The organism is Fictibacillus norfolkensis (assembly GCF_014836645.1).
GTDB classification, from domain to species: domain Bacteria; phylum Bacillota; class Bacilli; order Bacillales; family Fictibacillaceae; genus Fictibacillus; species Fictibacillus norfolkensis.
In genome coordinates this window covers 1-13,907 of the sequence record NZ_JACSQM010000004.1, presented here as the reverse complement: position 1 = coordinate 13,907, position 13,907 = coordinate 1, and the positions used below count along the sequence as shown (strand labels likewise).

Below are 13,907 nucleotides of genomic sequence, written 5' to 3'. Positions count from 1 at the left end.
CCTTAAGGGAGTTGGATGCGTTTTTGATTGACCGATTCTTTGTACAGTACGATCGTGCTTCCAATCACTTGTACTAACTGCGATTTTGAACCAGAAGAAAGCTGTGACGCTACTGTATCCTTATCATCTTCACAGTTTTGAAGGATGCTGACTTTTATTAGCTCTCTAGCTTCTAATGCTTCGTCAACCTGCTTGACTAGATTTGAATTAACTCCACCTTTACCTACCTGAAAGATAGGTTGAATATGGTGTGCCTTTGATCGTAAAAAACGTTTTTGTTTACCTGTAAGCATAGTTACCTCCTAAGTTGTTCCATAACGACTTGTTTCATATTATTTGTATCTGGAAAAGTACCTGTCCACTTTTCAAATGCCATAGCTCCTTGCATAACGAGCATAGATACACCATTATCAGTAGTAGCGCCTTTTTCCTCAGCTTCTTTAAGCCATCTTGTTGTTAGCGGATTATATACGATATCACTCACTACTGCGCCTGTCTTCAGCAAATTAAGGTTAAGCGGAACCGACTCAGTATCTGGGTGCATACCAGCGTTGGTCGTGTTGATTAACACATCAAAACGACCAAGATTTTCTTCAGCTTTTTGTAAAGACATACCTTCTATACGCGCATCCTTCAAATCTTTTAATAAAGAATGAAGACGTCCTTCTGAACGATTCGCTATCGCCATATATTTTGGCCCTTCTTTACTTAGAGCATAAGCGATAGATCGAGCAGCTCCGCCAGCACCGATCAGGAGAACGTTTAGATCTGAAAGCGGCTTACTGATCTTTTCTTTTAAACTCAGTAAGAATCCCTTACCGTCTGTGTTATATCCAATCAATTTCCCATCTTTATTCACGACTGTGTTAACAGCGCCTATCTCTTTTGCTTCCTCATCAATCTCATCCAAAAGTGGAAGAATCGATACTTTGTGAGGGATGGTAATATTGCATCCTGCATAGTGGTTATTTTTCAAAAAATTAACGAACGCCTCTAATTCATCAGAAGGTACACGTTTTTTTTCATATGTTCCAGAAATACCTGTTTGCTGAAATGCCGCCTCTTGCATGACAGGTGATAAGGAATGATCGATTGGATCTCCGATGACAAGTGCTTTAATCATGATGAAAATCTCTCCTTAGATTAAGGATTTTCGAACCGTTACTGCTACACCCTCTGGTGCATAAAAAGCGACCTTCGCACCTGCTTCTGGGAAGGTTACCCAGCCTAGTCCAGAGATCACAATATCTGTTTTGCTTTCCTTTATAACAAATTCATAGCGTTTTAGCTTCGGAAAGTTCTCCGTATCTTCAGGTGGAGCTAACATGTCACCAAGATGATTCTCATATAGTTCGTCCGCTTTGTCGGTCTTCGTTCGATGAATATTCAAGTGGTTTGAAAAATGGCATACAAATGACTGTTTGCCGCCTTTTATATAATCCATTCTTCCGAGTCCGCCAAAATACAGAGTCTGCAACTCATTCAACTGAAACACCATAGGTTTAATTTCTTTTTTAGGCATGATGATATTCAGTTCTTTTTTAGAAACATAATGTGCCATCTGATGGTGATTTATGATTCCAGGCGTATCGTACATGTGACTTCTTCCATCGAGTGGAATATCAATGAGATCTAACGTTGTTCCTGGAAAATGAGAAGTTGTGATCAAATCAGCAGCTTCTTCGCCATATTGTTTGATCAAACGGTTAATAAACGTTGATTTCCCTGTATTTGTGCAGCCTACCACGTATACATCTTTTCCTTGGCGATAATAATCAATAGACTCTGCCAACTCTTCAATACCATATCCTTTATCAGCAGAGATCAATTTGACATCAATCGGCTTTAAGCCTAACTCTTTCGCTTCCTTCTTCATCCAATGTATCACCTTGTTCGGATTCACTGATTTTGGAAGCAGATCAAGCTTATTTCCGACAAGAAGGATTGGGTTGTTCCCCGCATAACGATGGAGTCCCGGGAGCCAGCTTCCATTAAAATCAAAAATATCAACAATTTTAACAACTAACGCATCTTCATCTCCAATACTTGAGACAATTTTACGATAATCATCATCTGTTAAACTCACGTCATGAATTTCGTTATAGTGTTTTAAACGAAAACAGCGCTGGCAAATAGGCAGCTCTTTCGTCAGTGCCGAAAGAGGTGCGTATCCAAGCGCTTCTTTGTCTTCTGTTTGTATGGAAACTCCACAACCCACACATTTAATTTGTTCCAAACCTATTCCTCCCAATGCAGCATGCCTTTTCTTTTCATCCAAGACAATATGATGCGTTCGATCTTTCTGTTAAACCTTGTCCAAAAACCGTCACTGCTAGCCACTGGTACAACGAGTATAGTATGCAAACCTAATCGATTTCCGCCAAGTACGTCAGTAAGAAGCTGATCTCCGATAACAACAACTTGTTCATTTTTCAGCTTCATATCTTTCAAAGCGCGCTTGAAAGCTTTGGTCATTGGCTTTCTCGCACTATAGATAAACGGAATGCCTACAGGGTCTGAGAAGCTCTTCACCCTATGTTGTGTATTGTTTGAAACAATTGTGATCAAAATACCTTTTTCTTTAATAGAAGTAAACCACTCGATCAATTCTGGAGTCGCTTCAGGTCTATCCCATTCCACAAGCGTATTATCCAAATCTGTGATAATACCTTTTACTCCTCGTTCAACTAACATTTCCGGTGTGATGTCCACTATATTTTGAACATGTTGATCCGGTAAAAAATGTTTTAACATTCTAGCACCTCTTCACGTTTCCTTTTCAACGTATCTATTTTACCAGTAATGAAAGGAAGTACAAACGATTTTTCTACAATAACTGTCATTATATATAATTTTCAAGAGCTTTCCATAAGGTTTTTCGGCTAAATAAAATATTTAAGCAAGAAAATTTTTTATTCGGTGATAAAAATATTCGCTTTTAGAAATAAATAAAAAGTTTTCGACATATTGTTCCCCTAGCCAAAGTGTGGATAATCTTATTCACATTATTTACCCAAGTATCCGCTATCTTTCTTAAAGATGTTAACATTTTACCCACAACTTATCCACCAAACACTGTGGATAAACGAACGGTTGTTCCTTTTTACAATACATGGTAAGCTTCAAAGTACATAAGGCAAGTACATAAATCATGAACTTATCATCATATTCACTCAAATATGAATGTAGAATACTTTTCACCATTTTCTATTAAAAGCAGGAGGTGACCATGCCGCTATTAAAGGGCTATATTATGGAAAAACTTTCAGACGACCTGTTGATTGAGTCCTATTTAAAAGCTAGGGAACTGAAACTTAGCAATGACTTTATTTTACTTATTAAAAAAGAAATCGATAGAAGATCTCTTCATGCTAGATTACAGCAAGTTCTAATGTAGAGCGTAAACATACGCTCTATTTTTTTGTGGCCAACTCTCGTTCTACTTTTCGATATTCTCCTGGATTAAAAGTTATTTCAATTGGAATTCTCCACTGTTCTTCCCACGCCAGCTTGTATTTTTCACTCAAAGATTCTGCTTTTTTGTAGTGATAAGACTTCATCTGAATCGCCACTACGTATTTGCCGCCGTCTTTAACAACTACTGCACGTTTAATAAATTTATCTTTCGTAATTTCCCTTTTCATTTCTTCTGCTAATGAAGAGGCATTTGAAACGCCTGCTTCAGAGAAGCTAACGTGCTTCCTGTAGTATTCTCTCGGTTGAAACTTTGGACTCGTCTCATCTCTTTTATAAATAGAATCATTTAAACAGCCAGTTAGTTGAAACAAAATCAAGAGTATTCCGTATGTATGTAGTAGTCTCATTTTCAATCACCTCTCAAATAGGTTAGGTATTTTTTGGGAAGGATATTCAAGAGATGCAAAATCAATCTGATTAGAGAGTTTCTCTTTGGTAAAGTATTTGCTAAAAAGGAAAGGTTTTGCTTACAATGTAATGGACTATGACGATTATTTTTGGGTTTTAAGGAGGTTTACCGGTATTCATGTTGCACATCTACATACTCATACCTTTTTTAGCAGCATTGCTAATTGGACTTGCCGCTAAGAAAGTAGACCGGATACATACTGGTTGGTTTGTTCTGCCTGTTCCTACAGTGCTTTTTATTCTGTTTATTTCAAAACTGCCTACATTGGCTGAAGGGAAGATCGTTCAAAGCATTGCAAATTGGATTCCATCTCTAGACATCCAATTAAGTTTTTACTTGGATGGACTTAGCATGCTTTTTTCGCTATTAATCACCGGAATCGGAACACTAGTCGTACTTTATTCCATCTTTTATTTATCGAAAAGAGAACAGCTCGTCCATTTCTATGTTTATCTATTATTATTTATGGGATCGATGCTTGGCGTCGTTCTATCTGACAACGTATTCGTACTTTATACCTTTTGGGAGTTCACGAGTATCTCATCCTTTCTATTAATTGGATTTTGGTTTTATCGTGAACGTTCCACATATGGTGCACAAAAATCAATGCTCGTAACTGTTTTTGGCGGACTGTCCATGTTAGGTGCTCTCATACTCCTATCCATTACAGCCGAAACGAACAGTATACGAGAAATGATCGCGAATCGGTCTGACATTATTGAGAGCGATCTATTTATTCCGATATTGATATTGCTACTAATCGGAGCTTTTACAAAATCGGCACAGTTCCCGTTTCACAGCTGGCTTCCTGATGCGATGGAAGCACCAACTCCAGTTAGTGCATACCTTCACTCTGCAACGATGGTTAAAGCAGGGATCTATCTTGTAGCGAGGTTTTCTCTCATCTTTAGTGGGACGGATGTATTTTTCATCATCGTTTCTGGTGTGGGTCTGATCACACTCTGTTTAGGATCGATCCTCGCGTCTCGCCAGACTGATTTAAAAGGTATACTAGCTTATTCAACGATCAGCCAGCTTGGTATGATCATGACGATGCTCGGATTTGGTACAGGCATTGCTACACTCGCTGCGATATTCCATATCTTTAACCACGCTACCTTTAAAGGCAGCTTGTTCATGATAGCGGGTATTGTTGATCATGAGACAGGAACGAGGGATATCAGAAGACTTGGCGGACTCTATACATTTATGCCAATCTCCGCCACTCTAGCATTCTTTGGAGCATTCTCCATGGCTGGCTTTCCGCTTCCGATCTTCAATGGATTTTTAAGTAAAGAAATGTTCTTTGATTCTTCATTAAAATTAGAACAAACGAGCGGTTTTGCTGGAACGTTTGCAGAGTGGATTCCGTGGCTAGCCGTAATCGGAAGTATCTTCACATTCGTTTATTCTATGTATTTAGTATTTGGCACATTTACAGGTAAAGCCAAGTTAGATCAACTTGAGAAAAAACCTCACGAAGCGCCAATCGGTATGCTAATATCTCCGATTATCCTTATTGGATTTGTCGTTTTGATCGGATTATTGCCAAACTTGATCAATGAATCATTACTTGCACCGGCTGTTGCTTCAGTAACAGGAGATTTTGCATTGACTCACTTAGCTTTTTGGCATGGCTTTGACAATACGCCTTTGCATTTGTCTCTTATTGTAGTTGCAGTTGGAACTATTCTCGCTCTAACGCTAAAAAGATGGCAACCTATCTTTAATAGAGTACCTGGAAAGTTTTCAACCGATCGCGTATATCAGTCTATCGTAAACGGCCTATTGAGTTTTTCGAGTAAATTTACGAAGTTTTATATGACTGGTTCCTTACGATTGTATACATCCATCATTCTTGTCTTCTTGGTGGTGTCTACATCAATCTTTATATATGTCACAGATGGATTTAAAATAGCGTTTGATGACTTAGCACCTGTTACGTGGCCTGAGGTGTTAGTCGGTTTTGTTATGGCTGTTGCTGCCATTGCAACGATCTGGATGACACAAAGAATAGCTGCAATTATTGTAATCGGAGTTGTAGGTTATGGTCTTTCATTATTGTTTGTTTTCTTCCGAGCACCAGATCTCGCATTAACACAGCTTATCGTTGAGACCATAACGGTTGCTCTCTTCTTGCTATGCTTTGCGCATCTTCCAAAGTTGAAAAAATCAGACAAAAAATCTTCTGAAAAGCTTGTCGATTTTGTTATAGCAGCTTCAACGGGAGCACTCTTAACTGTAGTAGCGATCTCTTCTCATAGCTCTAAATATTTTGATAGCATTTCAAAATATTTTGTAGATAACTCTTATAAGCTTGGCGGTGGAGACAATATCGTCAACGTTATCCTTGTTGACTTCCGTGGCTTGGATACTTTATTCGAAATAGCAGTACTTGGTCTAGCTGCTTTAGGCATTTATGCCATGATAAAATACCGGGATAAAGGAGACATGAACCACTAATGGAAATTCTTATGTCTATACTTGCCGGAACGTTATTTGCAGCCGGCGTTTATCTTATACTTCAGAAACAGTTATTAAAAATTGTACTTGGTACGGCGCTTTTGTCACATGGAGCTCACTTGTTTATCTTAACGATGGGAAAATTAAACCGTGGAAAACCTCCTATTTTAATAGAAGGGATCAAGGACTATACGGATCCTCTTCCTCAAGCGCTAATACTGACATCTATTGTTATTAGTTTTGGGGTTACGAGCTTTCTACTTGTACTAGCTTATCGAACCTATCAAAGCAACAAGACAGATATGATGGATCAGCTAAGGGGAACAGATGATGAGTAATTTAGTATTCTTGCCAATATTTATACCTTTGTTTTTCGGAGCTTTGCTTGTTTTCTTTAATAAGAAACAAAAGGCAACGGTTAACATTTCATTTCTAGTGGTCTTGTTAAATTTCGGTGTATCGATCTTCTTAAGTTACCATGTATTTTCCACCGGACCTTTAACCTTGGAAACTGGGGGTTGGAAAGCCCCATACGGAATCATCCTTGTGGCTGACAAGCTGTCCGTCATCATGATACTTGCTGTAAATGTGATCGCTTTAACTGCCGCGATCTTTGCACTTTCTTCCGTTACAGAGAAAATGATAGAGCACTATTTTTATCCTTTGTTCTTCTTACTGATCGCAGGGGTGAGTGGTGCATTCTTAACAGGAGATCTGTTCAACCTGTTCGTGTTTTTTGAAGTGTTGTTAATGGCATCCTATGGACTGATCATCATCGGTGGTTCTAAGCACCAATTTCGGGAATCTGTTAAGTACATCCTACTAAATTTGTTTTCGTCCATTCTATTTGTTACAACGGTAGCCTTTCTCTACTCAGTTACAGGTACAGTTAATATGGCGCAACTCGGGGAACGTGTTGGCCAAGTAGAGCAGCAAGGTATCTTAACAGGAATTGGGATTCTGCTATTTATCGTTTTTGCAACAAAAGGTGCTCTGTTTCCATTGTATTTTTGGCTTCCTAAATCGTATATCGTGCCATCACCAATCGTCTCTGCATTGTTCGGTGCACTGTTAACTAAAGTTGGTGTGTACTCTATGCTAAGAGTCTTTACACTCATTTTTTCTCATAAACTAGAGCTCACACACACCTTTTTCATATGGATAGCTACTCTAACCATGATCATCGGAGTCATTGGTGCCCTTTCTACATCTAATGTAAAATTGATCATCGCATATAATATCATGCCAGCGATCGGCTTTATGCTTCTCGGTATAGGAACGTTCTCAGCAGAATCACTTGCAGGTACGATTTACTATCTTGTTCATGATATGGCGATTAAAGCCGCTTTATTTTTCCTTGCCGGCCTACTTGTTTGGCATGCTGGAACTTCTAATTTAAAAAAGATGGGCGGCTATATAAAAACCGCACCGCTTATGGGTTGGATGTTCTTTATCGCAGCTCTCATATTAGCTGGAATCCCGCCTTTTAGTGGCTTTATCGGGAAATATCTCCTTTTAAGAGGTGCGATGGATGAAGGACATTATATTGCTGCTGGGGTCGGATTATTATCGAGTCTGTTAATCTTATTTTCTGTGATTCGCATCTTTATTGGAGCTTTCTGGGGTGAGCTAAAGGAAGAGCCGAAACAGTCTGTGAGAACTTCAGGTTTAGCAGCATCTGCTGTATTGATCGCGATTTCTATCTTGCTAGGTGTTGGAGCAGAATGGTTCTATCCGTATGTTCAAGCAGCAGCAGACAGTCTGATCGATCCGCAAATCTATATCGATTATGTATTAAAGGAGTAATTCCATGACATTTCAACTTATTCTAAATTTGCTGATCGGCGTTATTTGGATGTTTTTATCTGAGAGCTACTCTTTCGCAAGTTTTATAGTTGGATTTGTGATTGGAGCGGCACTTCTCTACTTGCTGAATCGTTTCATTCCTGATTCGTACTATTTTAAACATGTGAGAGCGATTCTTTATCTCGTCTTTTTATTCATAAGAGAACTTCTTCTTGCTAATATCGAAGTTCTAAAATGGGTTTATAAACCCAAGCTTGATTTTCAGCCTGGTATACTCGCACTTCCGATTGACGTTAAAAAAAATTGGGAGATCACCTTGCTTGCTAACTTGATCACCTTAACTCCTGGAACGCTGTCTGTAGATGTCTCTCGAGACCAACGATATATTTATATCCATGCGCTCGATCTTCCAGATGTTAACGAAACCATCGTTAGCATTAAGGAATCATTTGAAAAAGCAATAAGGGAGGTAACACGATGACAGATTGGTTCACAATTGTTGTTCATGTTTGTTTATTCGTAACGACCATCTCGATTCTGCTTCTTCTCTATCGAGCGGTAAGTGGTCCTTCAAATCCAGATCGAGTAGTAGCACTCGACACGATTGGCATTAACTTGATCGCCATCACTGGTATTATGGCCATAATATTAGACACTGTTCAGTTGAACGATATTATCTTGCTGATCGGCATATTGACGTTTATTGCAACTGTTGCTGTTGCAAAATTTTTAGAAAAGGGTGTTATCATTGATCAAGATCGTGATTAGCTTCTTCCTCATCGCTGGCACCTTTTTTATTTTCTCAGGAACACTCGGTGTACTCCGCTTTCCTGATGTTTATTCAAGACTTCATGCTGCCAGTAAAGCCTCAACATTAGGAGTATCCGGAATTCTGATTGGGTCCTTTATTTATGTGTTGTTTGAAATGCATGTGTTCAGCGGTAAATTGATACTCGGTATCCTGTTTGTTCTGATGACTGCTCCAGTAGCAGGTCATATGATCTCAAGAGCAGCATACAGAACAGGAGTACCACTCTCTGAAAAAACGGTATTCAATGAACTTGAAAAGAAAGATAGCTCCAATACTCCTTAAATCATAAATCACTTACTCGTTGTCCTATAACGATTAAAATGGGTATATTATTTTAAGCAACGAACAAGGATATGTTTATTTATCTAAGAATACTTGTTTATCTCTTTGAAAGATGCACACTTACTGCGTTCTAGCTGGCTACCCGTTTGAGGAGTGATTGTATGTTCATGCTCGAAAGAGAGCGTATTGATTCAACGTTTAAGAAAGTGCAGGTTATCTGACAGTTGATCTAGTACCAGGATTTCTTTATATGTTCCTGATGTTTGGATTATCTGTACTTATGATTAGTACCATTACGATTGAAAAGAGATGAATATTAGGTCATTGAGAAAGCTTGGCATGATGTAGCCAAGCTTTTTTTGTGCATTACATCGTTCGAATTAATACCCACCATTGTAAAACCTTGATAATTTTAGAACTTTGTTAACGAATTCTAGAAATTTCAGTGTTAATGAAAAACGGCAATCCCTCTTAAAGGAACCGCCGTTTCTATGTTTATTCTTCTGTTAATGCCAAAAACTCTTCTACGTCGGCTGCAGCAAGCTCAATACCTTTTAACCAGAAGTCTTGCTTTGTTACATCTATGCCAAGATGTTTTTGTGCGAGCTCTTCCACTTCCATCTTTCCTGTATCTTGTAGGAGTGCGATATATTTTTCTTCGAATGAAGGGCCTTCTTCTTTCGCTTTTGCATAGATTCCCGCTGAGAACAGATAACCGAATGTATACGGGAAGTTATAGAACGGTACGTCTGTAATATAGAAATGAAGCTTAGACGCCCAGAAATAAGGATGATACTCTTCAAGTGCACCGTTAAATGCTTCTTTTTGAGCTTCTTCCATCAGCTCACATAGACGTTCTACTGATAACTGACCCGCTTTTCTTTCTTCGTACATTCTCGTTTCAAACAGAAAACGAGCATGAATGTTCATAAAGAAGGCTACGGAACGTTGAGCTTTATCTTCGAGTAATGCAATTTTCTCTTCTTTCGATTTTGCGTTTGAAACCGCTGCATCAGCAACGATCATCTCAGCAAAAGTGGAAGCTGTTTCAGCTACGTTCATTGCATAATTCGTCGCGTAGTATGGCATCTCTTTTAACACATCCGTATGGAACGCATGACCAAGCTCATGAGCTAACGTAGAGACATTGCTTGGTGTTCCAGAGAACGTCATAAAGATTCTTGTTTCTTTCTTAGTTGGGAACCCCGTACAAAATCCTCCTGGTCTTTTCCCAGAACGATCTTCTGCTTCAATCCAACCGTCTAGGAACGCCTTTTCAGAGAAATCAGCCATCTTAGGTGCGAGCGTACGGAAATGCTCTACGATAAATTGAGCTGCTTCGTCATAACTCATCTTGCTGTTTGCAGAAGATAATGGTGCATCAACATCATACCAGCTTAATTTATCTAGACCTAAAAGTTTTGCTTTTCGATCTAAGTATTTAACAAAGATCTCTTTTTGAGAAGTGATCGCGTTCCACATCGCTGAAAGAGTCTCTTCCTGCATACGATTGATCACAAGTGGCTCTTTTAAAGTTTCTTCCCAGCCTCTGTGTCTGTAGATCTCGTTTCTAAATCCTGCGATGTGATTTAGTGAAGCTGCACAGAACTCTCCTTCGTGATCCCAAGCTTGAACAAATTTTTCGAACGTATCTTTTCTTACGTTACGGTCAGGACTTGAAAACTTATTCTCCGCTTGCCCTACAGAAAGTTCTTCTTCATTTCCATCAATCTCAACTTTGATCGAGATTCTACCCACCACTAGATCGTACAACGTTGACCAAGCATGATAGCCGTCTACAGCTAGATCATTGATCAATGATTCTTCTGAGATGCCAAGCTTCTCTTTTGCATTCATTCTTCTCTCGTTCAAAGAGAACGCGATATGTTCGTACTCAGGAAAACTCATCAGATCTTTCCATGCATCTTCGGAAATATCCATTAACTTTTGATCGATAACTGAACCCACGTTAGAGAATGCTGCGTATACCGATTCTAATCTACCGCGAAGAGCCATCGCCTTCTTGTCTTTTACATCTTGAGCGATCAAACAGCCAATGAAAGCTCCTGCAGTTGATAGTCTTTCAGAAAAACTTTGAAGCTCTTTGATCAATGATAAGAAAGTTTCGTTTGAAAACGTGAAAGAATCTGCTTTTTTTGCTAATTCTTTCGCTTCGTTCTCTGTCCAATTTATTTCAGTTAATAATTCTTTCGATTCACTACCACCAGGAAAAACGGAATCAAGTTCCCATGTTTGCCTTAAATCTTGTAATAACATTATTTCTCCCCCCATATGTACATATTTCCACTCTTTTCTTATTATAAAAAATATTCAAACAAAAATCGACCATGAAGTTTATTTTTTCGATTTATTTTTTTATGTACGTTCTATAAATATAAAAAAGAAGCTCTCCTCAGCAAGGAGAGCTTCACATTATTCTGCGATTGAAACATAGACAAAATAGGCCAGCATTACTACGAATGATCCATAAAGTACAGCATCTTGCATAAGAACCCCTCCTGGTTTTTTACCTATTCTATTCCCTATTTTGTATATCTAAACACCAAGTTATCGTACTTGCTTACCTAAATTCGCTTTTGCCTGCTGAATGAGCTCTTTTACCATTCTTCCGCCGATCTGTCCGCCTACTTTTCCGGCGTCTTTTGACGTGATCGTACCGTTATAACCTTTTTGTAAGTTCACACCCATGTCTTTTGCTACTTCATACTTCACATCATCTGGTGACTGATCTGATACGTTATAACCTGCTTCTCTCATCACTTTCGCTTTTAACCGGTCGAGCCCTTCTCTAGCTTCTGGGACGATAGGCTGTCGTTTTCTTCTTGCCATATACAAAAACTCCTTTTTTCTTTAGTTTGTCCGATTAAAAAAAATAAAAAGACTGTAATTGTTACCAGTCTTCTTAGGTGAGTATTTATCGTTCTGATTGCTGGCGGCTGCGGTAGAATTCATGAAAAAGCTTCATGAGCGCTCGCTTTTCGATCCTTGAAACATAACTTCTAGAAATCCCTAGCTGTTTTGCGATCTCACGCTGTGTTTTTTCTTTTTGAAGATCGAGTCCAAACCGTCCTACGATCACTTCTTTTTCCCGGTCATCCAATACATGAATGTAATCGTATATCTTCTTCTTCTGCATCTTTAATTGGATGGCATCAACAACATCTTCTGTTTCCGCTTTCAACACATCGATCAATGTGATCTCATTTCCTTCTTTGTCCGTTCCGATCGGGTCATGAAGGGAAACATCTTTCTTTGTTTTCTTTAGTGCCCTTAAATGCATTAAGATCTCGTTCTCTATACACCGAGCTGCATACGTGGCAAGCTTCGTGCCCTTTCCTCTGGAATAGCTCTCAATAGCTTTTATCAGTCCGATCGTCCCAATTGATATTAAGTCTTCCGTATCTTCACCTGTGTTTTCAAATTTTTTCACGATATGCGCAACAAGCCTTAAGTTGTGCTCAATCAACATGGCTCTTGCATGTTCGTTTCCTTCGGCCATCTCTTTTAAGTACTGCTTTTCTTCATTTTCAGACAGGGGCTGGGGAAAAGCGTTATTTTTTACGTATGATACAAAAAGCATAACTTCCTTAAAAAAGTAAGCCAACACACCTACTAAAGACATGACAGCACCTCCAAGACGATTCTCTATTCCCTTATCTTTATGCGGTGCTGGGCTTGGGTGTGTCTGTACATCTTTAAAAACCAGGGAACCTTTTTAATTTTTCAAACGTACTAGAAATAAATGGTTTTAATACAGAGTGATCCATACTATAATGGAGCATGGAATGAGGTGAAGATATGAATAAAACAAAAAAGCTTATTGCAGGTGTATCCTCTGCATCTGTTGCAGTCATGCTCTCTGGTTGTAACGACCAAGCACAAGATATCCCACCAGAGCCAACTGATGCCGAATGCCGAGATTGGGAATGGGATGAAGACGATGGGGTTTATGAATGTGATGATTCCGGTTCTCGCTATTTCGGTCACTATTTCTACGGCGGAAGTTATTTCAAAGGTAAGAGCAGCTTATTAAAAAGTTCTGCTTATAAATCCTACAAAAGTAGTTCGAGTTTCAAAGGCGGTGGATCTGGCTTCGGAGGAAGTAAAGGATTTGGCGGATAAAACATGAGGAGTTGTGAAGATGGAGAACTTATTTCTTAATTTTGCCCTTTATGCGGCTACAGGGCTTGGATTACTTTTTGCCGGCTTCATTATATTTGAACTAACAACAAAAACGAAAGAACTTCAATTAATCAGTAAAGGAAATTGTGCAGCTGCTCTATCACTTGGCGGACGACTTTTTGGTCTTGCTTTTGTCATTGGATCATCAATCGCAAATTCATTGAGCATAGTTGATTTGCTGATTTGGGGATCAGTCGGGATTATTGCACAAATCGTAGCTTTATTCGTAGCAGAACACCTAGCGATTCGTTCAAGCATCTCAAAAGCGATCGATGCAGATAACAAAGCGGTTGGACTTCTTGTCATGTTTTTAAGTGTTTCCGTTGGTTGGGTCATCGCTCAGTGTCTTACATATTAGGAAAGAAAAAAGCATGTGGCATTGAACTGCACCCTGTCAAGTAGACAGTGAAAATAATAAAAACCAGCTAAGCGGCTTCAGCTCTATATTCTTTAGGG

General features: G+C 39.0%; 17 protein-coding genes. 9 read left to right on the top strand and 8 right to left on the bottom strand.

All coding sequences use genetic code 11. The annotated features are described in order from the left end of the window. Positions 1-2: 2 nt before the first annotated feature. Genes yhbY through H9648_RS10155 form a run of 4 tightly spaced genes read right to left on the bottom strand, consistent with a single transcriptional unit; the run spans position 3 to position 2,754 of the window. Positions 3-293, bottom strand: a complete 291-nt coding sequence (gene yhbY / locus H9648_RS10170; protein WP_191753758.1) for a ribosome assembly RNA-binding protein YhbY — start codon at positions 291-293, stop codon at positions 3-5. 2 nt (positions 294-295) lie between these two features. After that, complete coding sequence (aroE, locus tag H9648_RS10165; protein WP_191753757.1) at positions 296-1,123, bottom strand: shikimate dehydrogenase; 828 nt, start codon at positions 1,121-1,123, stop codon at positions 296-298. 15 nt (positions 1,124-1,138) lie between these two features. Then, positions 1,139-2,242 carry a ribosome biogenesis GTPase YqeH gene (gene yqeH / locus H9648_RS10160; RefSeq protein WP_191754060.1) on the bottom strand — a complete coding sequence of 368 codons (1,104 nt, stop codon included), beginning with the start codon at positions 2,240-2,242 and terminating at the stop codon, positions 1,139-1,141. Then, complete coding sequence (locus H9648_RS10155; RefSeq protein ID WP_191753756.1) at positions 2,239-2,754, bottom strand: YqeG family HAD IIIA-type phosphatase; 516 nt, start codon at positions 2,752-2,754, stop codon at positions 2,239-2,241. The genes yqeH and H9648_RS10155 overlap by 4 nt, the downstream gene beginning before the upstream one ends. 499 nt (positions 2,755-3,253) lie before the next feature. Between H9648_RS10155 and sda the strand changes: the two genes are divergently transcribed. Then, positions 3,254-3,397, top strand: a complete 144-nt coding sequence (gene sda, locus H9648_RS10150; protein WP_144703357.1) for a sporulation histidine kinase inhibitor Sda — start codon at positions 3,254-3,256, stop codon at positions 3,395-3,397. 16 nt (positions 3,398-3,413) lie between these two features. On the opposite strand, the gene H9648_RS10145 is transcribed toward sda, so the two are convergent. Beyond that, positions 3,414-3,824, bottom strand: a complete 411-nt coding sequence (locus H9648_RS10145; RefSeq protein ID WP_191753755.1) for a hypothetical protein — start codon at positions 3,822-3,824, stop codon at positions 3,414-3,416. Between the two features lie 179 nt (positions 3,825-4,003). On the opposite strand from H9648_RS10145, the gene H9648_RS10140 reads away from it, so the two are divergent. Genes H9648_RS10140 through mnhG form a run of 6 tightly spaced genes read left to right on the top strand, consistent with a single transcriptional unit; the run spans position 4,004 to position 9,248 of the window. Beyond that, a complete protein-coding gene (locus H9648_RS10140; RefSeq protein ID WP_191753754.1) occupies positions 4,004-6,349 on the top strand; it encodes a Na+/H+ antiporter subunit A in 2,346 nt (781 codons plus the stop codon). Then, positions 6,349-6,687 carry a Na(+)/H(+) antiporter subunit C gene (locus tag H9648_RS10135; protein ID WP_137788810.1) on the top strand — a complete coding sequence of 113 codons (339 nt, stop codon included), beginning with the start codon at positions 6,349-6,351 and terminating at the stop codon, positions 6,685-6,687. The genes H9648_RS10140 and H9648_RS10135 overlap by 1 nt, the downstream gene beginning before the upstream one ends. After that, positions 6,680-8,155 carry a Na+/H+ antiporter subunit D gene (locus H9648_RS10130; protein WP_191753753.1) on the top strand — a complete coding sequence of 492 codons (1,476 nt, stop codon included), beginning with the start codon at positions 6,680-6,682 and terminating at the stop codon, positions 8,153-8,155. The genes H9648_RS10135 and H9648_RS10130 overlap by 8 nt, the downstream gene beginning before the upstream one ends. Positions 8,156-8,159: 4 nt before the next feature. After that, positions 8,160-8,636, top strand: coding sequence for a Na+/H+ antiporter subunit E (locus tag H9648_RS10125; RefSeq protein WP_144698928.1), 477 nt, complete (start codon positions 8,160-8,162; stop codon positions 8,634-8,636). Further along, positions 8,633-8,923: a Na(+)/H(+) antiporter subunit F1 gene (locus H9648_RS10120; RefSeq protein ID WP_191753752.1), complete on the top strand. Its 291-nt coding sequence runs from the start codon at positions 8,633-8,635 to the stop codon at positions 8,921-8,923. The genes H9648_RS10125 and H9648_RS10120 overlap by 4 nt, the downstream gene beginning before the upstream one ends. Next, the gene (mnhG, locus tag H9648_RS10115) at positions 8,895-9,248 is read left to right on the top strand and encodes a monovalent cation/H(+) antiporter subunit G (protein ID WP_318243512.1); all 354 of its coding nucleotides are present in this window, start codon (positions 8,895-8,897) and stop codon (positions 9,246-9,248) included. The genes H9648_RS10120 and mnhG overlap by 29 nt, the downstream gene beginning before the upstream one ends. Positions 9,249-9,743: 495 nt before the next feature. On the opposite strand, the gene H9648_RS10110 is transcribed toward mnhG, so the two are convergent. The 3 genes from H9648_RS10110 to sigK form a co-directional block, all read right to left on the bottom strand. Next, entirely contained in the window at positions 9,744-11,525 is a 1,782-nt protein-coding gene (locus H9648_RS10110; protein WP_191753750.1) for a M3 family oligoendopeptidase, read from the bottom strand. A gap of 291 nt (positions 11,526-11,816) precedes the next feature. Next, positions 11,817-12,098, bottom strand: a complete 282-nt coding sequence (locus H9648_RS10105; RefSeq protein ID WP_191753749.1) for an alpha/beta-type small acid-soluble spore protein — start codon at positions 12,096-12,098, stop codon at positions 11,817-11,819. Between the two features lie 85 nt (positions 12,099-12,183). Beyond that, positions 12,184-12,891, bottom strand: a complete 708-nt coding sequence (gene sigK, locus H9648_RS10100; RefSeq protein ID WP_066237772.1) for an RNA polymerase sporulation sigma factor SigK — start codon at positions 12,889-12,891, stop codon at positions 12,184-12,186. Positions 12,892-13,067: 176 nt separating this feature from the next. Here sigK and H9648_RS10095 point away from each other — a divergent pair, with 176 nt between their 5' ends. Together H9648_RS10095 and H9648_RS10090 are read left to right on the top strand one after the other, a co-directional pair. Next, the gene (locus H9648_RS10095; RefSeq protein ID WP_191753748.1) at positions 13,068-13,391 is read left to right on the top strand and encodes an aminotransferase yhxA; all 324 of its coding nucleotides are present in this window, start codon (positions 13,068-13,070) and stop codon (positions 13,389-13,391) included. Positions 13,392-13,410: 19 nt separating this feature from the next. Then, the gene (locus H9648_RS10090) at positions 13,411-13,809 is read left to right on the top strand and encodes a DUF350 domain-containing protein (protein ID WP_191753747.1); all 399 of its coding nucleotides are present in this window, start codon (positions 13,411-13,413) and stop codon (positions 13,807-13,809) included. Positions 13,810-13,907 lie beyond the last annotated feature (98 nt).